Below are 22,310 nucleotides of genomic sequence, written 5' to 3'. Positions count from 1 at the left end.
AAAACTAAGAAATTAAAGATGACTGAGATAAGAGATAAGAATTAAGAGTTAAGAAAAAAGCTTAAAACAACAAGGCCCTGAGTTTCAGGGCCTTAATAATGTCATCTAAATGGAGATTATTTATCTTGTTTGGTGATAAACATGGCATCGCCATAGCTGAAGAAACGATACTGCTCATTCACTGCCGTTTTATAGGCATTGATAATATGATCTTGGCCTGCAAACGCACTCACTAACATGATCAAAGTAGATTCTGGTAAGTGAAAGTTAGTGATCATGGCATCGACTACCTGGAATTCATAACCAGGGTAGATGAAAATGTCTGTATCGCCATAAAGTGGCTGTAATTCACCTTCGCTCGCTTTCGCCGCAGACTCCAATGAACGAACAGATGTCGTACCTACCGCAATCACTCGACCGCCATTGGCTTTGGTTTTCTTGATGGCATCAACTACTTCTTGAGACACTTCAATATACTCAGAATGCATCACATGCTCATCAACTGAATCAACACGTACAGGTTGGAAAGTACCCGCACCTACATGCAAAGTAATGAACTGTGTTTCTATGCCTTTTTCTTTGATTTTTTCAAGCAATGCTTCATCAAAGTGTAAACCCGCTGTCGGCGCTGCCACTGCACCTGGTTTTTCGTTGTATACGGTTTGATAACGCGCTTTATCTTCTTCCGTATCTGGGCGGTCAATATAAGGTGGTAAAGGCATATGACCAATATCGTCTAAGATGTTTAACACCGTTTGCTCGCCTTTGAACTCAAGCTCAAACAACTCACCATGACGTGCGACCATAGTCGCTTCTGCTTTACCTTCTAAGATCAGTGTTGCACCTTCTTTTGGTGACTTGCTTGAACGGACATGGGCCAGCACTCTTTGCTCATCTACAACACGTTCAACCAACACTTCAACTTTGCCACCAGTGCTTTTTTGGCCATACATACGGGCTGGGATCACTTTGGTATTGTTGAAGATCATTAAATCGTTCGGATTTAAAAAATCAATGAGATCTTTGAAGATCTTGTGACCTAACTCGCCTGTATTACCATCGAGGGTAAGTAGTCGGCTCGCAGTACGATCTGCCATAGGATGACGAGCGATTAACTCATCAGGAAGTTCAAAACTAAAGTCAGCAACGCGCATGACAACACCTCAAGTTATAAAACAGCGGCCAAGTTTAGTGTTCCTATAACACTTAATCAAGTGCTTGTAAGTGCACAAAAATAGCATTAACCTAGGTCTTCGAAGCAATGTTTTTAGAAACAGCTAATTACCGACATTTTTGAAAAGAATAATTAAAATAAAAACATACTCGGTAAAGCAAAGGTATCGTAAACGATGACAACAAATCGATTGAGGTTAATATAAGTATGGCAAGGCAACTTTCATTGCTCATAGTCAATGCCAGCGAGTCCGAACGCGCAACTATTACACTTACCCTCAATAAACTAGAAGTGTTTGAAATCATCGAATGTGAAGATAGCCAAGCGGCTTTGCATCTATTAAAACAACGAGCCGTTGATCTCATTATCACTGGGCTCGATGTTGGAAAAATTGATGGCTGGCGCTTTGCGCGCATGGTGCGCTCTGGGTTACTTGAAACGCCCAAACACACGCCTATCGTGCTCACACCACCTATTTACTGCGAACGCATTGCTGAAACTACCGCCAGAAGTTATAGCATTGATGCCGTTTTACCTTTTGAGAAACACGAGCAACTTCCAGAGTTATTAGCCAATGTGTTATCTACACAATTGGAAAAGAGCAGCCGCCTTGATTTGTTATTATTCGAGCCTGATCATACTCAAGCAGAAGAAATCTGCGAGCAACTCGAGTTCAGTTTTGCATGTACCGTTGTTAACTCGCTACAAGATGCACAAGCGCTATTCTTACAAAACCAATACGCAATTGTGTTGATTAACACCTCTGGTACAACCTACTCTGAAAGTAAGCAATTAATCGGGGCAATTTTAGAGCATAAGCCAAATCAGTCTGTTGTGACTATAATCGACAGTAAAGACGTCAATGATGCCGAACAACTACTCCTTATGGGTGTGACTGACTTTGTTAGAGCGCCGTACAACTTGCCAATTTTAAACAAAGTCTGTGATCATGCTGCGCGCCGTGAAGATTTTATGGTGAGTTATGCAGAGTTTGCTGACAAAGTATCACAACTCAGTCAAAGCGAACGTCGCTACAAAGATTTATTCTCTGCACACCAGCGTATTCTATTACATTTAAATACCGTGGTCATGGAATTAGACACCGAAGCTAAAATTCGTTTTATTAACCCAGCTTGGGAAGCACTCTCAGGATTCGGTATTAAAGCCAGTTTAGGTGTCTCGTTAAAAGCGTTCATCCATAAAGATGATCAACACACCCTGAATAAACAGCTCGTCAAAGTCAAAACTGGGGCGCAACGTTACGCTCAGCTTGAATTACAGCTCACTCAAAAAAATGGCGCGTCTATTTGGGTTGAATGTCGCTTTCAGCTCATTAAAAACACCACTTCTGATGTTACGATTACGGCAACGATAGATAACATTCACGAACGTAAACAGGCTGAATTGCAATTACGTCATTTAGCCCTGCATGACACATTAACCGGGCTGCACAACCGCTACTACTTCGACCAGCAGTTGCAAAGTCTCTGTAAAACAATGAGTGAAGACTCACTCTCTGAACATGCACTTCTATATATTGACCTCGACCATTTTAAAATTATTAATGATTCTAAAGGGCACCAGCAAGGTGACATCATTCTTAAAGAAGTTGCTCAACTATTTGGCCACAATATAGGCGATGAACACTTGATCTTCCGCATTGGTGGTGATGAGTTCGCCGTGATTTTAAAAGAAGTCAGTTTACTTGATGCACATATTATTGCCGAAAGTATCTGTATGGCCATAGATAAGCATGAGTTTCATTCTGAAGAAAATAGCTATTCCATTAGCTGCTCAATCGGCTTAACTCAGATAACGGCCTCTAACCATGATGCCAATGAGTCATTAAAACAGGCTGATATTGCTCTCTATATTGCTAAGAGTTTAGGTCGTAATTTAGTGCATTGTTATAACAAAGACGACGCAGAAAATAATACCCTGCAAGGCGGATTAGAATGGGGTCATGCTGTACGCCAAGCACTACAAAACGAGCAAGTCGAACTGCACTATCAACCGATTTGGTCTTTTAAACATGCACAAATTGCTTACTTTGAAACCTTGTTGCGTTTAAAAATTAACGATGAACTGATTTACCCAAATCAGTTTATTCCTGCTTTAGAGTTACTTAACGATACCTTCCTAATGGATCAATGTGTGGTAAAACATGCAATTAAGGCACTTTCTGAGCATGTTGAATTAAGTCAGGTTGCAATCAACTTATCTGCTCACTCCTTCTTAGATGAAAGGTTACTACCCCATATTCAAGATTGCTTAGTGCAGTATCAGGTAAACCCAAGTCGAGTGATATTTGAGATCACAGAATCGGCGAGTATCAATAACTTGTCAGCGACTCAGGCAATGATAAAAAAGTTGAATCAGCTAGGCTGCCATTTCTCGATTGATGATTTTGGCACAGGCTTTAGTACCTTTAGCTATTTAAAGCAGCTCCCTGCTCAACATGTAAAAATTGATGGATCGTTTGTTCGCGACATGCTCAATGATCCCATTGATCTTGCTTTGGTGAAGGCAGTGAATGATATTAGTCATTCACTAGACAAGCACTCTGTTGCTGAATATGTTGAAAGCAAAGACATTTTTGATGCTCTAAAAGAGATTGGCATTGATTACGGGCAAGGGTATTTTATTGCTAAGCCAATGCCGATAAACTTACTCAAAAAAGAAATTACAACTATTTTCCCTGAGAAAACAGTTGCGTAACAATTTAATACAGAACTGAACTTTTACTTAACGATTTCTCATCTATAATAAAACCTATGTGAAAAACGATGTCAGCTAATTATTAAGATTTCAACTTTTTAGCACGACATCACAAGGATTGATAAATATCACAATAGGAAAGTTAAGGAGGTCGTTATGCTGCTATTAGTATCTTTTTTGCTGATCTTACACTGCACCATTGCATATCAATGTTACTTAAGTACACAGAAGAAAGGGTATCCTACTTTTGTGTTTACCCTACTTAGTTTGATCCCTTATTTTAATCTGGTTGTTTGGGTGTATTTACTGTTTTTGCCAAACCTCAACGAGCATACACACATGCATCAATCAAGCAATTAACTTATGATACATAAGAAAAGAGGGCTAATCGCCCTCTTTTAGCATATATGTTTGACGCCACTAAAATTGATATTGTGTTGCGCTTTTAGCCAATTTATCTGCGTTAATATCCCCTCTGACACATGACTCTATTTCCGACTTTTTAAATACCAAAATATGCTTTTCTTGCTGGTATGAAGGCGTAAACTTGAAACTCACATGCTCACTGTCTTTAACACTGCGTAAGCCATTACCATAATCACATAAGCTATTTGCCAGACTCACAGTCACAGTCGTTTTAAGCAACGCTTGTTGCGCCTGCTGTTGAGCCTGACGCTCTGCTCTATCCTGCTTCAGTTTTTCTTTAAGCTGCACTTTACTCTTAGTCAATTTAACTTTTTCGGCTTCTAATTTTGCGATTTCTTTAGCGATTTCTTTATGATGCTCAAGCAGCTCTTGGTTTTTCTCTTCTTGACGCCTTAGCATGTAATCGAGTTCATGTTTTTCTCGCTCTAATTCATGTAACTCGCGTCGTGTTTCACGCTCTTGCTCTGCCACTTCACGTATTTGCTCCGCGCCTTGACGCACCGCTTCTAGGGCTACTTGATACGCCTCTTTAGAGACATCTGCAATGTTGTCACCGAGCACTGACATTTGCACTTCTAACGCTGAAAAATCTGGTGATTGGATCTCTGTAAGGCCATGTATATCTTGCATATCCCCAATATGCTTACGCCAATCAAACAGACTTTTATTTCGTAAACTCACATCAAAAATAAGCCCTTGATCAGCCAAGTAGTAGCCTTCGACATTCTGCACTTTCCCCTTGGTATCATGCTTTAATGCCGTGCTCACAACTCGTTGAAAAATGGTTACTTCTCGTTGTAATTTAGCGATATCTTGATCTGTTTTCGCTGCTGTTGAAAATGTTGCACTTAGCACTGCAACTGATAATAAAGAGAGTAAAGTTTTCATTATTGACCTCCATTATGCGCAACTATTTGCAATGGCGCATGTTCCACTTGCTCAGCAAGTTCATTGAGTTGTAAACGTAAAATCGCTTGATCTTGAGCTCTTTGTGTTTGCAAAAATGCCAGTAAATCATCGAGTGCCACTTGACGTTCTGCACGATTTGTTAATAGCACTTGATTAGTTAAATCAGCTTGTAAGTTCTGACTTGTTTGCATCTGGGCTAAAATTTTTTGCATGGTATCTTGCTGTTTTGCTATTTGAGTTTGTTGTGCCACAAGACCTTGCTCTAGTGTTTGGTTTTGTTGCCAAAGTTGCACAGATAGAAGACTCAAAAAGCCAACACAAGCCGCCATACTCCACTGCATCCAATGCCCTTGAAAACGACTTACTTGCTTAAGCTCAGGTATCGCTATGGGCGTATCAGACGGAACCTCTTGCTCTACATAGCTATTTGCCATGCTCTGCCAAGACTGGGCGTTTTCAAACAGTGGCTTAGTTTCTGGATCTGCTAATACTTGAGCTTGTTGCGCTTCTGTGAGCTGCTCACCATCAAGCCACTTTTCGAGTAGTTCATGGGGGGTCATTTCATGATTCGACACGGATCACCTCCAATGGCGCTTTCATTTTTCCAAGCGCACTATATAAACGGGATTTAACGGTATTTGGCGAAATAGCCAGCTGCTCAGCGATTTCTTCAAAGGTGAAATGCTGGAAAAACTTCAGTTCAACAATTTGTCGCTGCTCGAACGGTAAAGCCTGTAGCGCAGCATGAATATGTTGATTATCACTTTGTAATTGAATTGGGCAACTGGGTGTATGGGCAGCTTCAGAGACTTCTTCAAGCGGACTAGATTGCCTTTGTTTACGAAAGAAATCCATACAGCGCGCTTGAGTCACCGAAAATAACCAAGTCTTAAATTGACTCTGGCCATGAAAGTTATGCAAAGAGCGATAGACACTCATAAAGGCTTCTTGCATTAAATCAAGTGCATCATGGCTATTGCCAGTCAGGCGGAGGCAGTGGTTATACACCTGCTGTTCATGCTGCTTGATTAGCTTCAACCACGCAGCTTGGTCGCCTTTTTGAGCTTTTTTTATGAGTTTGTCTTGGCTTTGAAAAAACACCTTTCAACCCTAATTAATAATCTCTGTTTAGTTAGTCGAAAGGTGTTCTAAAAAAGTTTGCGAAAAATAAAATTTATTTTTCGCAATCACATTGTTCAGTAATAAATGGCAATAATCCCTCACTGAATAAGCGAAAATCGCGAATACGGCCCGTGGTTTTACGCCAGATCAAACCTATCTCACGATACGCATCAGTACCCGACTTTCTCACGGCTAAATCTTTACCAGACAATATGCCTGCGTTGAGTGCCATTTGCGGTAAAAATGTCACACCGTGCTGATATTCCACCATGCTTAATAAGGTATGCAAATTACTCGCTTCGAACGGATTAATACATTCATGTTTGTTAAGGTGGCAAGCACTCAGAGCATGGCCAGTCAGACAGTGTTCCCTTTCAAGTAAAAACACACTCTGATCTGGCAGCAAGTTGTAATCATCGATGTCTTTTAACGGGTAGCTTTTGTGATAAACCAAAGAAAAAGCATCTTTGGTGAGAACTTTAGTGTGAAACTTCTCCGTTTGATAAGGCAGTGCTAGCATCGCCATATCTATCTGTCCTTGCTCAAGGCGCGCCAATAACTTGTCGCTGGTATCTTCAATTAAGATCAGCTCTAAATTCGGGAAAGCTTCACGACAGTATTGATAAAGTGGCGCCGCAATAAAGCTTGCAATAGTAGGAATTAACCCCAAGACTAGCTTGCCTGATAGCGGATTTTTAAAGCTCTCGGTGAACTCTTTAATACTCATTGTATCGGCTACAATTTTCTTGGCACGCGCAACCACTTCTTCACCCAACTCGGTAAACATTAAGCTACGGTTCTCACGCTCAATGAGTTGACTGCCTAAGGTTTCTTCAAGGGTTTGAATTGCGGTACTCAAAGTCGATTGACCGATAAAACACGCCTGTGCGGCACGACCAAAATGTTGATGCTGATGCACTGCAATAAGATATTGAAGCTGTTTAATACTAGGTAGGTTTGTCACGGTTTTCTCTAAGCAAACTCAAATTTCATTCAGTATAACGATGAAGTACTCAGAGTAAAACGGATAAGATCAATTGCTTATACCAATTCTCTTAATTAAGTGACCTTTTTGAGGCAAGGAAAGCTTGTCGATAACGAGGCGAAAATTTTGCTATTTAGTTGTTCTAAATGAGAAATTTTTAACGTAGTTAGCGGCAGCTTTAGTCCCTCAAAATGATTAAGTATTATTGAGGGTTGGTATCAGATTATTAAGGAATTATTGATATAAAAAGACCCCAGCACCGTGATGCTGAGGTCTTTTCAAGCTAAAAGTCTGTAAGTCTAATTACACGCCGAAAGCAGTTCTTAGAATGTAGAATATAACAATAGCAAGTGCAGCACCGACTGGCAATGTAATTACCCAAGAAACCACAATATTTCTAATTACACCCATGTTCAGTGCAGCGATACCACGCGCCATGCCTACACCTAATACAGCACCTACTAGCGTTTGTGTTGTAGAGATAGGTAGACCAGTACCTGATGCAATAACTACCGTTGATGCTGCAGCAAGTTCAGCAGCAAAACCACGGCTTGGTGTTAAGTGTGTGATGCCTTCACCAATTGTTTTAATTACTTTCTTACCAAGGACCGCAAGACCCACTACGATACCGATACCACCAAGCGGAAGGATCCACCAAGCAAGAGCCGCTTTCTTAGCGATTTCACCGTTGTGCTCAACAATGTTTACAACTGCCGCAAGTGGACCAATCGCGTTTGCTACGTCGTTTGAACCATGTGCGAATGCCATACAACATGCAGTCAGTACCATTAGGATAGCGAATACTTTTTCAACGTTGTTGAACTGCATTTGCTTGTCTGCTTTAGGGTCCATTTTCAAACGGTTAATTGCCATTTTACCAATGATACCCACAACCACAGCAATACCGATTGCAAGCGCATAACCTTCAACTGCACCTAGGTTAATACCAATGTGCTTAAGACCTTTCTTGATGGTTACAAGCGACATAACAAAGCCCGCTAAACCCATATAGATAGGCACGTAACGCTTTGCATTTTGTAATGGCGAGTCTGTGTCGAAGATCAGCTTTTGCGCACTCATAAAGATTAAGTATGCAATAAAGCCTGAAATTGCAGGGGTAACAATCCAGCTACCTACGATACCGGCAACTTTGCCCCATTGAATTGCTTCACTACCCACCGCAACCAACGCGAAACCAATAATCGCGCCGATGATAGAGTGAGTCGTTGAAACCGGCCAACCCAGTAAAGACGCAAGTAGTAGCCATGAACCTGCTGCAAATAGTGCAGAGATCATACCTAACACCATCAACTCAGGAATGTCAGCGAAAGGCGCTGCATCGATGATACCTTTTCGGATTGTTGATGTTACTTCACCACCTGCAAGATATGCACCGGCGAATTCGAAGATCATCGCGATGATGATCGCTTGTTTAATGGTAAGTGCTTTCGAGCCTACTGAAGTACCCATGGCGTTTGCAACGTCATTTGCACCAATACCATATGCCATGAAGAAACCTACTGCCGCAGCAATTAGGATCAGCATAGAACCATAGTTAGCAATGATATCCATTGTTAAACCTTAAATTTTAAATACGAATAAAATGATTAACGAGCTAACATTAGCTCAAGTCGAGAACCAACACGCTCTGCAATATCAGCAAGCTCACCAACCCACTCGATGATCTTGTATAAGAACATTACATCAACAGGGTTAAGTTCACCTTCGATAGCACGAAGCTCTTGGCGGATCTTGATTTGCATTTCATCCGTGTCTTGCTCAATTGAGTCTAACTTTTCAAGCATGCTTTCAACCAGAGTTACTTCACGACCACGGAATCCAGTTTCCAGTAGCTCGTCAAACTCATTGATGGCTTTAGAGGCTTGTTTAGTTGCATCGACACAACGTTCAAGATAAGCAATGAAGTCATTTTGGATAGACTGAGGGATCACCATCTCACGACCAACAACGCGACCTGCGATGTCTTTCGCTTTATTCGCAATTTTATCTTGCTGAGTGATCAACTCTAATAAATCGGTGCGCTCTACAGGCATAAATAAGCCGCGAGGTAAGTGCAATCTTACTTCACGCTTTAAAACATCTGCTTCACGTTCAAGGTTGCGGATTTCAACACGAAGTGCTTCGGCTTCTTTCCATTCTGATTTGAATACATGATTAAAAAACGGTACTAAAGAACTGCTAGCTTTATGTACGATTTTAATGTGTTCTTCTATTGGCTTAATAGGAGATTTAGCAAATACTCCTAAAAACGCATTAGTAGGCATAACTGACCCTTAAATCATATTAATATGCTTTGCGGGATGAATTTTACAGCATTAGCCGACGTTGTGAACGGATTTTTGTCCGAAATGCGAATTTATACCAATTCTCATTAATACTTAAACACTTTGAGGGACTAAAGTTGTCACTAACCGCGTTAAAAATTTCTCATTTAGAAACAACTAAATATCAAAATTTTTGCCTTACCTATATGGACATAGGTACCTCAGCGATAGCAGGACGCGTGAGCGGTGTTATCGAGCAACTTTCCTTGCCTCAAAGTAGCTTACTTTATTACAAGAATTGGTATAAGCCACGCTGAATCATAAAAATTCAGCGCAGAGAGGCATATATTTTTTACAGCGTTTTCGCGATATCTTCTTGAGATGTATGGCGAATATCTTTACCGTTCACGAAATAAATTACGTATTCAGCGATGTTCTGACAACGGTCACCAATGCGCTCTAATGAACGTACAGACCAGATTAAATCCATAATTTTAGGAATAGAACGCGGGTCTTCCATCATGTACGTCATAATTTGACGCGTCAGCGCTTCATACTCACGGTCAACTTTTGCGTCTTCTTTATGCACTTCAAAGGCACTTTGCGCATCCATACGCGCGAACGCATCTAACACATCGTGTAACATCTTCGACACTTGGCGACCCATGTTCTCTAGGTTCACCAATAAATCTTGCTGGTCTTTGGTAAATGAATCTAGTGCAACACGTGCGATACGCTCAGCTTCATCACCAATACGTTCAAGGTCAGCAATGGTTTTAGCAATCGCAACTACTAGACGTAAGTCACTTGCTGCTGGCTGACGTTTCGCAATGATACGGGTACATTCTTCATCAATGTTCACTTCCATGGCGTTAACTTTGTAGTCGTTCTCGCTGACTTTACGTGCTTTTTCAGCATCGTTGTCGTTGATCGCATCAAGTGCAAGGTTTAATTGCTCTTCAACCAAACCACCCATGCTTAATACGTGGTTACGAACATTTTCTAGCTCTTCGTTAAAGCGGCCAGAGATATGCTTGTTTAAATTGTTTTCCATGATTTATTCCTCTCGCTCGCTATTAACCGTAACGACCCGTGATGTAGTCTTCCGTCTTCTTCTTAGAAGGCGTTGTGAATAGCGTGTTTGTGTCAGCGTATTCGATCAGTTCACCCATATACATGAATGCAGTTTGGTCAGAAACACGTGCGGCCTGTTGCATGTTGTGCGTTACAATCACAACCGTATACTTTTCTTTCAGGTCGTTGATCAGCTCTTCGATTACCAAAGTTGAAATCGGGTCAAGTGCCGATGTTGGTTCGTCTAGCAGTAATACTTCAGGTTCGATTGCAATTGAGCGGGCAATCACTAGACGCTGCTGCTGACCACCTGATAAACCAAACGCACTGTCATGAAGACGGTCTTTAACTTCATCCCATAACGCTGCACCACGTAATGAACGCTCCACCACTTCATCTAGCTTACGCTTGTCTTTAATACCTTGTAGACGTAGGCCATATACCACATTCTCATAAATAGATTTAGGAAATGGATTTGGTCTTTGGAATACCATACCTACGTTACGGCGAAGTGCCGCAACGTCTACGCTTTTATCGTAGATATTCTGACCATGAAGATTAATCTCACCTTCAATACGACAAATATCAACTAAGTCATTCATGCGGTTAATACAACGTAATAATGTTGATTTACCACAACCCGATGGACCGATAAACGCCGTTACCTGACCCTTAGGGATTTTCATATTAATTTTGCTAAGCGCTTGCTTGTCACCATAGTAAAGATCTAGGTCTTTGATCTCTAGTGCGGTTTGCTCTTCGCTCAAATTAGCTAAATCTAATTTAACTTGATTTGTGTTATTCACTTCAGGAGCTACTGTAATCATTTCTAAAATACCTAGTTATACTATTAATGTTCAAGAGAACGGAACTTTTCACGTAAATGGTTACGAATACCAATCGCTGTAATATTCAGTGCGATGATAACGCTAACCAGTAAGAATGCTGTTGCGTAAACCAATGGACGCGCCGCTTCAACGTTCGGGCTTTGGAAACCTACATCATAGATGTGGAAACCTAAGTGCATGAACTTACGATCTAAGTGAACAAACGGGAAGTTACCATCAATCGGTAACGTCGGTGCCATTTTCACAACACCTACTAGCATAAGTGGTGCAACCTCACCTGCAGCACGTGCTACTGCTAAGATTAAACCTGTCATAATTGCCGGACTTGCCATTGGTACTATGATGCGCCATAGCGTTTCAGCTTTTGTCGCACCCAGTGCCAATGAACCATGGCGTACTGAACTTGGAATGCGTGATAAACCTTCTTCAGTCGAAACAATAACCACAGGTAGCGTTAAGATTGCTAAAGTTAATGCCGACCAAATTACACCTGGCGTACCAAATACAGGGCTTGGCGCAGCTTCTGGGTAGAACAATTGGTCAATTGAACCACCTAACATATAAACGAAGAAGCCAAGACCAAATACACCATAAACAATCGAAGGTACACCTGCTAAGTTGATTACCGCGATACGGATCATCTTAGTCACAGCGTTCTTAGCCGCATATTCGTGTAAGTAGATTGCAGCGACTACACCAAATGGCGTCACAATCACAGCCATTAGCATAACCATGAAAACAGTACCGAAGATTGCAGGGAATACACCACCTTCAGTATTCGCTTCACGGGGATCGTCTGAGATAAATTTACCTGACTGAACAAAGAAGTGACCTAATTTTGCAAAAAAGCCCATGTCATTTGGGAACCACAAGTCTAATACCTGATAGATAGGTAAAGTCACTAGCTCACCGCGCATGTCACGTACAACCACTTGGTCACGCTTCGCTTTCTTACGAAGCTCAAATAAGCGCGCTTCTAATACTTTGTATTCAGCACGAAGTTCTGCACGCTGAGACTCTAAATCAGCCAACACTTCATCCGTTAAGGCATTATCAAGTGCGTATTTCTTTTCTTTTAAACGCAGACGCTCAAGCTCATAGTTAATGTGACCAATATCACCGTTTTGTAGATCAAGTGCTTCTTCATTTAAATCTACTGCACGCTCAACCAGTTCAACTAAACGTTCTTTAGGCGCATTCGTAACTTCTTTGCCGTCTTCGATTACACGCTCTACGTAGCCATAGAAGTTGCCGTTTTTACTACGCTCAAATACCGCCATCGCTTCAGGCTTAGTTTGAGACTGGATGTCTGTTGTTAGTATCCAACGGAAATCTAGGTCTACATATTCACGGTTACCCGTTTTTACCAGGATACGTTCAATATATTCATCTTGATATGCCGATAAATCATAGCCTGCAGCTTCTAAGCGAGATTTAGGTACCATCTCACGGTCATAAATCTCACCAATCACTGTTTGCTTAGACACTGAGCCTTCAAGCTTTAACTCAACCACTTCTGATGGCCAGAAGAAGCTTAGACCTTTCCACGCGATCATCGCTAATAAGCCGATAACCGAGATTAAACTGATGCTAACTGCACCACCTGTCATCCAGATCCAAGGAGATCCTGACTTAAACCATTGCTTTACCATGTCATGAAACTCCGATAATTACATTGAGCTATATTTTTCACGTAGACGCTGACGAACAAATTCAGCGAGCGTGTTAAATACAAAGGTAAAAATAAACAACACAAATGCAGCAAGGAATAGAATACGGTAGTGAGAACTACCCACTTCTGATTCAGGCATTTCAACCGCGATGTTTGCCGCTAAAGTACGCATACCTTGGAAGATACTCCAGTCCATAATTGGCGTATTACCCGTTGCCATCAGTACAATCATGGTCTCACCTACTGCACGGCCTAAGCCCATCATGACTGCAGAGAAAATACCCGGACTAGCCGTTAGAAGCACAACATAAACAAGGGTTTGCCACTGCGTCGCACCTAGCGCTAATGAACCATTTGATAAGTGCTTAGGCACACTGAATACCGCATCTTCTGCGATTGAGAAAATAGTCGGGATAACCGCAAAGCCCATCGCAATACCCACAACCAGTGAGTTACGTTGGTCAAACGTTAGACCTAGCTCATTCGTTAAATACTGACGTACATTACCATCAAATACCCACAGTTCGATTTGACCGCTGATTGCGAATGACAACCAACCGATAAATAACACCACAGGAATAAGTAAAATTGAATGCCAGCCATCCGGAATTAGATGACGAATACTCGCCGGCAGTTTAGTCCAACCAAATGCGGTCGCGATCACCGCCACTGGCAGTAAAGTCACCAGTGCAATCACTGCTGGAAGATGCGTTTCGATTAAAGGCGCTAACCAAAGACCCGCTAAGAAACCAAGGATAACTGTTGGTAATGCTTCCATAATTTCAACGGTTGGCTTAACTACGCGACGCAATTCACTCGACATGAAGTAAGCTGTATAAATCGCAGCTGAAATGGCAATTGGTACAGCAAATAGCATGGCATACATTGCCGCTTTAATCGTACCAAATGAGATTGGCACTAAAGAAAACTTAGATTCAAAGTCATCAGACGCTGACGTTGACTGCCAAGTGTATGCAGGCTCTGGATAGCCTTCGTACCATACTTCATTCCAAAGTGCTGACCAAGTTACCTCAGGGTGCTCGTTGTGCACTTCAAATACAGAAAGTGTGTTATTCGATAAAGATAAAACCGCGTTTGCTCGCGGCGATACCGCAAAGGTATCAATCGCCTGTTCGCTAATTTTTCCGCGCCATAATTCAGCTTCACTGGTCGTATAGTACACGCCTAAGTCACCTGATGATGTCGTTGTGAAGAAAGTACGACGGTAGTATTCAGTGTAAATGTCTAACTTATTTGTTTTTTCAGTTTCAAATGCACGGATTTTGGCAAACTGACGGCCATTATCTTCCGTGTTTACTTCAAACCACTGAGACACTTCACCGTTATCGTTTGCCAGCATAAGAGAGTTTGCACCAGCAAGTAACGTTGCGCTCACTAGGTTTGCATTTTCTTCATTGGCTGCAAGCACTTGGAATTGCTCAACTTCAGCTGGATCACGCGTATCAAAGATATAAATTTTATTCGCACTACGAACAAATACACGAGACGTATCTGGTGAAATCAGTAACTCATTTACGCGACCATCAATGTCTAGCTCAGTGCGCTCAATTAGCCATTCAACTTCACCAGTAAACATGTTTTCTTCAGGTGTGAATGCCGAAAATACCACACGCTTGTCTTCAGTAACTGCAACTGCTGCTGCTTTATCTTCATAATAACTAAAGGCAAACTTAGCTATTGCTTGCTCTTGCTCATCCACCAATAATTGCTCCCCATCTAATGGATAACCAATACGTGGTGTGATCAAGCGCTCATTACCAGGGAAAGTGACTAAGAAGCTCGGCTTAACCAGCTTAATTGCACCATTATCTAAACCGTATGCATATAAGCCTAAAAACGGCGCGCTTTTCGCGAATGTCGTGATATTTCCATCAAGTTCAACATCTAGGCTTTTCATTAATTGCCCTGAGCTGTCGCCTTTTATATGGTAAAAATCGACACTCCCAGAATCTTCTAATAGATAAGCAATCTCTGTTTGCTCTTCAACACCAATACCAACATAGTTTTTCTCTGAAGATAAACTCACATCTGTGCGCTTCTCTACTTTTGCTGACTCTAAGATTGGCTCTACGACATATAGTAGATAGAAGAAGATCAACAGCAATGCCACAAGTACCATTACCCCGCCTGCGGTAATACTGTATTGTGCAAAGCGATCTTTAAATAAACGGCGCTTGTCCGTTTTAAAAGATTTTTGCTGTGCTGAGGTAGACATTAAAACACCTTATTATCTTTGAATTGTGCGCATTATATTTCATCAAGATGACAGTATTGTTACATAAAAAGGACTTTAAGCGCTGCAAGTATGAACTTTTGTTAACACTTAAAAGTCATAAAAAAGTAGCGATAATCATGTTTTACCTCAAGGATATAAACCGATTTTCTGGACAAGCCTTAAAACTTAACTAATCTTAGGGTGCAATGTTTTATTGGCGTAAGGATACGTTGAGTAGAGCATTGTTCGTTTCCACTCTCACTATACGGTGAGTAAAAATAATAAGAGACATTGATATGAAGCAGTTAGTTTTAACAATAATAGGTAAGGACCGGCCGGGTCTCGTTGACGAAATCTCAGCAACCATCCTAGAACACCATGGTAACTGGATGACCAGTAACCTTAGCCATTTAGCAGGTCAGTTTGCAGGTATTATTCAAATTGGCGTAGCAGAGGAGCATCTTCAAGAAATACAATCAGCACTAAATGCATTACAATACTTGGAAGTACATATTGAGTCTGGCGATACCAATGTTGCAGCTCAAACACCTGAAACACTTAATCTAGTGATTACAGGCAATGACAGACCGGGTATTGTCAAAGAGCTTTCAAGTGTTATCCGTCATAAAGGCGCAAATATCACCCATCTGAATTCTCGACAGCGGAGCGCACCAAATTGGGGGGTACCAATTTTCAGTGCATTTGCCACGATCACTTTACCTGTGGGTATGCACAAAGATAATGTGATTGAAGCACTTGAATCGATCACCAGCGATCTAGTCGTTGATATCGAAAGTGAATAAAAATTAAATTTTATGACAGGCTGAGGAATAAGCCTGTCATATAAGTGTCACAAAAACCCCATATATTTTGTCGTTGTACCTTTGATTACCCATGGATAGATCATGCATTCTGTACCACACACCTCTACAACTATTAGTTACTTTGCCAAAGAATTAAGCTGGCTTTCGTTCAATGAACGCGTACTTCAAGAAGCCAAAGATCAAAATAACCCAATAATCGAGCGACTGCGTTTTTTAGGCATTTTCTCAAATAATTTAGATGAGTTTTTCAGGGTAAGAGTAGCTGATCTAAAAAGAAAAATTTTATTAAACAGTTTATCCGACGCCCACTTTGATGCAGACGAAGAGTTGTTAAACCAAGTTAACAAAAAAGTCTTGTCGCTAGGTAAAAAATTTAATCAGATCCACCATCAACTGCTATCTGATCTCGACAAGCAAAACATTCATATCCGACAGCCATCTGACTTATCTGACTTTCACAAAGACTGGTTAGAAGACTTTTTCAAAGACCAAGTTTTGCAGCATATGTCGCCTATGCTACTCACTGAATCTAAAGATTACTCGAGCAATATCAATGATGCGATGACTTACCTTTTTATCCATATGCAAGGTGAAAAGTCACAATACGCATTATTAGAAATTCCTACTGACAGACTAGAGCGTTTTGTTATTTTACCTTCAGAGAAAAGTCGTCGTCATAAAACCATTGTCATGCTTGATGATGTGGTCGAATTCTATTTGGCCGAGGTTTTCAAAAGCTTTGTGAAGTTTGACAGTATTGAAGGCTATTCAATCAAAATGACTCGTGATGCTGAGTACAATTTAGATAATGAGATTGAAGAAGGCTTACTCGATAAAATGTCAAAAGGTCTAAAGCAGCGCCTTTATGCTGAGCCTGTGCGTATGGTCTATGATCAAGCTATGCCTGATGAGATGCTAAAGGTACTAAAAAAACGACTTGGCGCGAGCCAGCAAGATGCGCTCATCCCAGGTGGTCGCTATCGTAATTTTAGAGACTTTATTTCTTTTCCTAATGTTGGCCGTAAGCACCTAGAAAATAAGCCGTTGAAACCGCTCACTAGTAGCGCTTTTGCCAAGCACGACAGTGTTTTTAAGGCCATCTCAGAGCAAGATATTTTACTTTATTATCCGTATCATACGTTCAACCATATGCTTGAATATGTTCGTCAGGCAGCCTATGACCCTAAGGTCACTCAAATTAAAATCAATATTTACCGTGTAGCCTCTCGCTCAAGACTAGTTTCGTCGTTAATTAATGCCGCTAAGAACGGCAAAAAAGTCACTGTTATGGTCGAACTAAAAGCGCGCTTTGATGAACAAAACAACATTGAATGGGCTAAGTTACTCAGCGAAGCGGGTATTAAGGTACTGGTTGGTTTGCCTGCACTAAAGGTGCACAGTAAGCTCTGCGTAATACACCGAAAAGAAAAAGGTAAGATTGTAAAATATGCCCACATCGGTACGGGTAACTTTCACGAAAAGACAGCGCGAATTTACACTGACTTCAGCCTATTCACAAAACACAACGAAATCTGTGATGAATGTGATGAAGTCTTCCGGTTCATCGAAACCAGTTATCGCCCATTTACTTTTAAGCACCTACAAATTTCACCATTAAATGCCCGAGAGCGCATTTGTCAGGGCATAGAGAATGAAATTTCAGCCGCTAAGAATGGTAAATTTGCACAAATCACCATAAAAGTGAATAATCTAGTCGACAAACAGCTCATTGATTTGCTCTATAGTGCTGCTCGACAGGGTGTAAAAATTCGTATCATTGTTCGTGGCATGTGTGCACTGGTCCCCGGGTTACCGAAATTTAGCGATAACATCTCAGTTATCAGTATCGTTGATCGTTTTTTAGAACATCCTCGGGTAATGGTGTTCGAAAATCAAGGCGATCAGCAGGTTTATATTTCTTCAGCTGACTGGATGACGCGAAATTTAGACCACCGTGTTGAAGCCGGTGTGCCTATTTACGATCAGCACTTAAAGCAGCTAATAATCAATATTTTAGAGCTACAATTTAAAGATTGCTGTAAAGCAAGAGTCATAGATGTCGAACAACAAAATAAGTACGTTGCCCGCGGTAACCGTAAGAAAGTACGTTCACAAATTGCCATCTATGATCTCTTGAGTAAATGGGAACACAATTATGCACAACACACCTGAGCCTGCGAGTTTTGCAGCGCTCGATTTAGGCTCTAATAGCTTTCATTTAGTCATCGCCCGCAAAGTTGAGGGCAGACTACAAATTCTTCATAAAGAAAAGCATCGCGTGCATTTAGCTGCTGGTCTCAATGAAGAATTTGAACTCTCAGAAGAGGCCATTGAACGTGCCATGTTGGCTTTTAAGCAACTGGCACAAACTCTACAGGGGTTTGACCCTGCCAATGTCGAAGTTGTCGCGACTTACACACTTAGAAACATTAAAAATCTAAAACACTTTTTGCAACAAGCTCAAGTGCACTTTCCATTTAATATCAATGTGATATCTGGGCAAGAAGAAGCGCGTTTAATTTACCAAGGTGTTGCAAACTATGTGCATGGGAAAGATAACCGCTTGGTCATTGATATTGGTGGTGGCAGTACTGAACTCGTCATAGGTCAACACTTTGAAGCCTTACAACTAACAAGTCGTGATATCGGCTGTGCCAATATAACCAAAGCCTGTTTTAGCTCAGGCAAGCTCAGTAAAGGCACGTTTAAAAAAGCCGAAATAATCGCACGACAAGCACTTGAACCCATTTCTCCCCGCTATCGAAAAACCGGTTGGAAACAAAGTTATGGTACATCAGGTACAATCAAAGCCTTAATCGGTATTGCACAAGCTCAATTCGACTGTGAATACTTAACACTGTCTATTTTAGAAGACATCAAAGCACTGTTCATTGCCCAAGGCAGTATTGAGCAGCTTGACATTAAGGGGTTAAATCCTGAACGCCATACCAATATCTCTGGCGGTTTAAGTATTGTCATTGCCGCTTTTAAAGAGCTGAAACTAGAGCGCTTAGAATACTGTGATTATGCGCTACGTGAAGGTGTTTTACATGAAATGTTAAACTATGATGAGTTTGACTTAAGGGTGCGCACCATCATCGCGCTCGGTCAGCACTACAACATCGACACCGCCCATGCAGATAACGTTTTTGATACCGTTAAACATTTATTCTCGCAATGTAAAAAAGCCTGGGGGTTAAAGCAAAAAGACCTTTTACAGCTCCAGTGGGCCGCACAATTACACGAAGTAGGTTTGTCAATTAACTCATCGGGTATTCAAAAGCACAGTGCGTATATTGTGATGAATACCGCTCTACCAGGCTTCACGCAGCAACAACAAAGTGTATTAAGTGCCTTGATCCGATTCCATCGTAAAAAGATCAAACTTCCAGAGCTCGAACACTTTAATATTCTATGTTCAGATACTTTTGCTAAACTTTTAATACTATTCAGACTGGCCGTATTAGTTAATAGAACTCGTCAATTAACCGATTTGTCTCGCCCTACTTTGTCTGTAGAAGACAATAAATGCACAGTGCTTTTTGATGCACAGCTGCCTGAAGAACAAGCTTTACTTTGCGCAGATCTCGAGCAGGAACAACTGTACCTCAAAGAAATTAATATGAAACTGAGTTTTACAATCGGTGGGTTCAATACGACAAACTAATAGGACTTAAGAAACAAGGACTGTATTACCAAGGTGTTTTAATTATTTTCAAATCATACTTTGAAAGTTTCTAAAACACCTAAAACCCAAATATACATCACATTTCATAGATGCAAACTAGTCTTTTAAACTTGCAATCTCTATTGTTAACTTACTAGAAATTAAAAACGTTATAATTTTAATTATTAAGCCGTAAGCACTGTAAAAAAGTGAAAAAGACAACGAAAGTGTAAGGTCTGAAGGGTGTAATTCGTTTGCTTGTTGAGCCAAAGAAACCCAAAAAGTGACAGTAAAAAACAAACCGATGAGCAAGGCAGAAGTGCCTAAAATAGAACTGAAGTGCTTCAGAGTAAGGTAACTTTCTTTCTTTATCTCATCGTCGCTGTTTTGATAATTCTTAAAACTATCAAGTAGCTTTTTATAGGGTAAGCAAATGAAAGCAGAGAAAATAGCCAGAAACAAAACATAGGCCATCGATTGAATCTCAATAAACATAGAAAGTTTTGCGTAATCTTCTAGCCCTAACAGCAATAAAAAGAAAACGAAGATAATAATTAGAAAAGTAAACATATAGAAACCTTAAAATAAGTTTAACGCTAGATCCTATAAGTACCAGGAAGTGATTATTGAATGCACTTCCCAGTCAATCCAAATTTTAAGGACACTTTATTCTATTGCCGACCGAACCATCTTTTTTTATAGAATGACAGGTATCGAATATAACGCCTTCACATTCATAATATTTACCACCCGTTTTTTCATTCTTTTTTTCTTTACAGTTGTCAGGCTTATTACCACCTGACACCAGCAATAACTGTGCGAGTCTTAATACTTTCATTCGTCTTTTTCCTTTAAGACTAAATAACTAAAAATAATGCTTTAACCATTAAAGCAACAAAAAAGTAACACCAAAAAAAACAACAAAGCAACACGCTAGAAGCGTTTTTAATTTTTAGATACTACAGCGAAAATCTCATCAGCATATTCACGGCTTTGAGAAACTAAATCATAAATATTGCTAATGGGTGTTGCCGGTCTTACTGCTGCTAATACAGCTTCAGCTTCTTGCCAATTATTTTGCTCCACGGCAATCGCTACTTTTAATGCCCCGCCAAGTAAGCCTTTGTAATTCAATAGTGCACCACTTAAATTACTATCGAGTGAGAACTCAGAAATAATGGTGCTTAACTCCATATCAAGCACTGCACCTAGAATCGACATCAGCCCGATTAGGTACCCCTGCTCAGCCATTTCTTCACCGCCGGGCGCTAAAAACAATGCCATAAAGCGTGCACGCATTAAACCATATTTGGTCAATTCAGCTGGCTTATCAACTCCCAGCTCACTGAGCGCTAAAACCCGAACAAATTGTCTTAGGGCATCTTCGCCAAGGTAAACAACCGCTTGAGAAATCGTCTTCATCTCTAACTTTTCAAGGCCTGAGCGAGCATTCACTAACTTCAACACCCTAGCCGTTAGGCTCAAGTCTTTAGAGATTTTTTTCTCGATATCTTTAAAGCACAGATTCGGCTGTGCTGTTGACTTTAATAAATCAAACACCACTAGCTTAGAAGGCTCAACATTACCATGCGTCAACATTTCTGGTTTGGCAAAAAAGTAGCCCTGAAAATAATCAACCCCAGCACTTTTCAAATATTCAAATTCTTCGTAGGTTTCAATTCGCTCAACCACAATTTTTATTTTTGGATATAAACGCTTTAATTTCTTAACCATCATAGTGGTTTTAAGAATAGGCTGTTCAAGCTCCAATTTAATGTAAGACATATGAGGTAAAAGCGGCTCCCATCGAGAGTCGGCATCATAATCGTCCAGCGCAAAGCGGTAATGCTGTTTACGTAGCAATCTAACGGTTTCAAGTAACTGCTGAATATTCTGCGAACGCTCAACAATTTCAAGCACTAAGTTATCAGGTTTTAATAGTCGCGGGATCTCTTGCAATAACGTGGTATCAGAAAGGTTGATAAACGCACAATGATTGGCAACCAGTTTTTCTTTGCCAACCAAAATAAGTGAATTAAAAAACATTCGCCCAGTGGCTTGCTCATCACTTACCCCGACAGGGAAAGCATTATTTTGCGAATCTCGATATAGCAATTCATAAGCAAATATTTGCTTTGTCGCATCGAGAATTGCTTGTCTAGCAATGTACTGAGTCGCGGGTTTTGTCATAGATAGTGTAAACCTGGTAATGTAATTCTAGCTCTAAAGCTCTGAGAATTAATTAGAAATTCTGTCGCATTTTTTAAGGTTACGCCAGCACAAGAAGATGAGCAAACAAAAATACCTTTACTAGGATCATAATAATTTATTCTAACCCCTTTTAACTTATAAATTTTAACCGCTTTAAAA

At 40.6% G+C, this 22,310-nt stretch carries 19 protein-coding genes; 5 read left to right on the top strand and 14 right to left on the bottom strand.

The window, feature by feature from the left end; translation table 11 throughout:
- Nucleotides 1-116: 116 nt before the first annotated feature.
- Nucleotides 117-1,154, bottom strand: coding sequence for a tRNA preQ1(34) S-adenosylmethionine ribosyltransferase-isomerase QueA (queA, locus tag ACGHEH_RS14900; protein ID WP_390446711.1), 1,038 nt, complete (start codon nt 1,152-1,154; stop codon nt 117-119).
- A 227-nt stretch (nt 1,155-1,381) separates the two neighbouring features.
- Here queA and ACGHEH_RS14895 point away from each other — a divergent pair, with 227 nt between their 5' ends.
- Both ACGHEH_RS14895 and ACGHEH_RS14890 read left to right on the top strand, forming a co-directional pair.
- Nucleotides 1,382-3,892 (top strand): EAL domain-containing protein, encoded by a 2,511-nt coding sequence (locus ACGHEH_RS14895; RefSeq protein WP_390446708.1) that lies wholly within the window; start codon nt 1,382-1,384, stop codon nt 3,890-3,892.
- Between the two features lie 156 nt (nt 3,893-4,048).
- Entirely contained in the window at nt 4,049-4,252 is a 204-nt protein-coding gene (locus ACGHEH_RS14890; RefSeq protein ID WP_390446705.1) for a hypothetical protein, read from the top strand.
- Nucleotides 4,253-4,312: 60 nt separating this feature from the next.
- Here the strand turns inward: ACGHEH_RS14890 and ACGHEH_RS14885 are convergent, their stop codons facing one another.
- From ACGHEH_RS14885 to ACGHEH_RS14840, 10 genes are all read right to left on the bottom strand, one after another.
- Nucleotides 4,313-5,206, bottom strand: a complete 894-nt coding sequence (locus tag ACGHEH_RS14885) for a hypothetical protein (RefSeq protein WP_390446702.1) — start codon at nt 5,204-5,206, stop codon at nt 4,313-4,315.
- Nucleotides 5,206-5,802, bottom strand: a complete 597-nt coding sequence (locus tag ACGHEH_RS14880) for a hypothetical protein (RefSeq protein WP_390446699.1) — start codon at nt 5,800-5,802, stop codon at nt 5,206-5,208. Before ACGHEH_RS14880 ends, ACGHEH_RS14885 begins: the two co-directional genes overlap by 1 nt.
- Entirely contained in the window at nt 5,789-6,328 is a 540-nt protein-coding gene (locus ACGHEH_RS14875; RefSeq protein ID WP_058028776.1) for an RNA polymerase sigma factor, read from the bottom strand. The genes ACGHEH_RS14880 and ACGHEH_RS14875 overlap by 14 nt, the downstream gene beginning before the upstream one ends.
- A 73-nt stretch (nt 6,329-6,401) precedes the next feature.
- Complete coding sequence (locus ACGHEH_RS14870; protein ID WP_390446695.1) at nt 6,402-7,313, bottom strand: hydrogen peroxide-inducible genes activator; 912 nt, start codon at nt 7,311-7,313, stop codon at nt 6,402-6,404.
- Nucleotides 7,314-7,637: 324 nt separating this feature from the next.
- Entirely contained in the window at nt 7,638-8,906 is a 1,269-nt protein-coding gene (locus tag ACGHEH_RS14865) for an inorganic phosphate transporter (protein WP_058028774.1), read from the bottom strand.
- 35 nt (nt 8,907-8,941) lie between these two features.
- A complete protein-coding gene (locus ACGHEH_RS14860) occupies nt 8,942-9,619 on the bottom strand; it encodes a TIGR00153 family protein (RefSeq protein ID WP_390446692.1) in 678 nt (225 codons plus the stop codon).
- 352 nt (nt 9,620-9,971) lie between these two features.
- On the bottom strand, nt 9,972-10,673 hold the full coding sequence (gene phoU, locus ACGHEH_RS14855) for a phosphate signaling complex protein PhoU (RefSeq protein WP_058028772.1): 702 nt from the start codon (nt 10,671-10,673) through the stop codon (nt 9,972-9,974).
- Nucleotides 10,674-10,695: 22 nt separating this feature from the next.
- The gene (pstB, locus tag ACGHEH_RS14850; RefSeq protein WP_058028771.1) at nt 10,696-11,520 is read right to left on the bottom strand and encodes a phosphate ABC transporter ATP-binding protein PstB; all 825 of its coding nucleotides are present in this window, start codon (nt 11,518-11,520) and stop codon (nt 10,696-10,698) included.
- 23 nt (nt 11,521-11,543) lie between these two features.
- Nucleotides 11,544-13,193 (bottom strand): phosphate ABC transporter permease PstA, encoded by a 1,650-nt coding sequence (gene pstA, locus ACGHEH_RS14845; protein WP_390446687.1) that lies wholly within the window; start codon nt 13,191-13,193, stop codon nt 11,544-11,546.
- Between the two features lie 18 nt (nt 13,194-13,211).
- Nucleotides 13,212-15,449: an ABC transporter permease subunit gene (locus ACGHEH_RS14840; RefSeq protein WP_390446684.1), complete on the bottom strand. Its 2,238-nt coding sequence runs from the start codon at nt 15,447-15,449 to the stop codon at nt 13,212-13,214.
- Between the two features lie 296 nt (nt 15,450-15,745).
- On the opposite strand from ACGHEH_RS14840, the gene ACGHEH_RS14835 reads away from it, so the two are divergent.
- From ACGHEH_RS14835 to ACGHEH_RS14825, 3 genes are all read left to right on the top strand, one after another.
- Nucleotides 15,746-16,252 carry a glycine cleavage system protein R gene (locus ACGHEH_RS14835; protein ID WP_390446681.1) on the top strand — a complete coding sequence of 169 codons (507 nt, stop codon included), beginning with the start codon at nt 15,746-15,748 and terminating at the stop codon, nt 16,250-16,252.
- A 102-nt stretch (nt 16,253-16,354) separates the two neighbouring features.
- On the top strand, nt 16,355-18,445 hold the full coding sequence (ppk1, locus tag ACGHEH_RS14830) for a polyphosphate kinase 1 (protein ID WP_390446678.1): 2,091 nt from the start codon (nt 16,355-16,357) through the stop codon (nt 18,443-18,445).
- Nucleotides 18,429-19,940, top strand: a complete 1,512-nt coding sequence (locus ACGHEH_RS14825; protein ID WP_390446675.1) for an exopolyphosphatase — start codon at nt 18,429-18,431, stop codon at nt 19,938-19,940. The genes ppk1 and ACGHEH_RS14825 overlap by 17 nt, the downstream gene beginning before the upstream one ends.
- Before the next feature lie 117 nt (nt 19,941-20,057).
- On the opposite strand, the gene ACGHEH_RS14820 is transcribed toward ACGHEH_RS14825, so the two are convergent.
- From ACGHEH_RS14820 to ACGHEH_RS14810, 3 genes are all read right to left on the bottom strand, one after another.
- Nucleotides 20,058-20,435: a hypothetical protein gene (locus tag ACGHEH_RS14820; RefSeq protein WP_390446672.1), complete on the bottom strand. Its 378-nt coding sequence runs from the start codon at nt 20,433-20,435 to the stop codon at nt 20,058-20,060.
- A gap of 160 nt (nt 20,436-20,595) precedes the next feature.
- Nucleotides 20,596-20,778 (bottom strand): hypothetical protein, encoded by a 183-nt coding sequence (locus tag ACGHEH_RS14815; RefSeq protein WP_390446669.1) that lies wholly within the window; start codon nt 20,776-20,778, stop codon nt 20,596-20,598.
- A 107-nt stretch (nt 20,779-20,885) separates the two neighbouring features.
- Complete coding sequence (locus tag ACGHEH_RS14810) at nt 20,886-22,130, bottom strand: EAL and HDOD domain-containing protein (RefSeq protein ID WP_390446666.1); 1,245 nt, start codon at nt 22,128-22,130, stop codon at nt 20,886-20,888.
- Nucleotides 22,131-22,310 lie beyond the last annotated feature (180 nt).

This window comes from Pseudoalteromonas sp. MTN2-4 (genome assembly GCF_042848605.1).
In the GTDB taxonomy this organism is placed as follows: Bacteria; Pseudomonadota; Gammaproteobacteria; order Enterobacterales; family Alteromonadaceae; genus Pseudoalteromonas.
The sequence above is the reverse complement of the archived record's forward strand: the minus strand, read 5'-3'. Positions and strand labels throughout refer to the sequence as shown.

What these genes read in the sequence shown, in the direction of transcription:
- phoU (WP_058028772.1), bottom strand. Translation starts at nt 10,673, where the DNA reads ATGGAAAACAATTTAAACAAGCATATCTCTGGCCGCTTTAACGAAGAG.
- ACGHEH_RS14835 (WP_390446681.1), top strand. Translation starts at nt 15,746, where the DNA reads ATGAAGCAGTTAGTTTTAACAATAATAGGTAAGGACCGGCCGGGTCTC.
- ACGHEH_RS14865 (WP_058028774.1), bottom strand. Translation starts at nt 8,906, where the DNA reads ATGGATATCATTGCTAACTATGGTTCTATGCTGATCCTAATTGCTGCG.
- ACGHEH_RS14885 (WP_390446702.1), bottom strand. Translation starts at nt 5,206, where the DNA reads ATGAAAACTTTACTCTCTTTATTATCAGTTGCAGTGCTAAGTGCAACA.
- ACGHEH_RS14840 (WP_390446684.1), bottom strand. Translation starts at nt 15,449, where the DNA reads ATGTCTACCTCAGCACAGCAAAAATCTTTTAAAACGGACAAGCGCCGT.
- pstA (WP_390446687.1), bottom strand. Translation starts at nt 13,193, where the DNA reads ATGGTAAAGCAATGGTTTAAGTCAGGATCTCCTTGGATCTGGATGACA.
- pstB (WP_058028771.1), bottom strand. Translation starts at nt 11,520, where the DNA reads ATGATTACAGTAGCTCCTGAAGTGAATAACACAAATCAAGTTAAATTA.
- ACGHEH_RS14890 (WP_390446705.1), top strand. Translation starts at nt 4,049, where the DNA reads ATGCTGCTATTAGTATCTTTTTTGCTGATCTTACACTGCACCATTGCA.
- ACGHEH_RS14895 (WP_390446708.1), top strand. Translation starts at nt 1,382, where the DNA reads ATGGCAAGGCAACTTTCATTGCTCATAGTCAATGCCAGCGAGTCCGAA.
- ACGHEH_RS14825 (WP_390446675.1), top strand. Translation starts at nt 18,429, where the DNA reads ATGCACAACACACCTGAGCCTGCGAGTTTTGCAGCGCTCGATTTAGGC.
- queA (WP_390446711.1), bottom strand. Translation starts at nt 1,154, where the DNA reads ATGCGCGTTGCTGACTTTAGTTTTGAACTTCCTGATGAGTTAATCGCT.
- ACGHEH_RS14820 (WP_390446672.1), bottom strand. Translation starts at nt 20,435, where the DNA reads ATGTTTATTGAGATTCAATCGATGGCCTATGTTTTGTTTCTGGCTATT.
- ppk1 (WP_390446678.1), top strand. Translation starts at nt 16,355, where the DNA reads ATGCATTCTGTACCACACACCTCTACAACTATTAGTTACTTTGCCAAA.
- ACGHEH_RS14860 (WP_390446692.1), bottom strand. Translation starts at nt 9,619, where the DNA reads ATGCCTACTAATGCGTTTTTAGGAGTATTTGCTAAATCTCCTATTAAG.
- ACGHEH_RS14810 (WP_390446666.1), bottom strand. Translation starts at nt 22,130, where the DNA reads ATGACAAAACCCGCGACTCAGTACATTGCTAGACAAGCAATTCTCGAT.
- ACGHEH_RS14815 (WP_390446669.1), bottom strand. Translation starts at nt 20,778, where the DNA reads ATGAAAGTATTAAGACTCGCACAGTTATTGCTGGTGTCAGGTGGTAAT.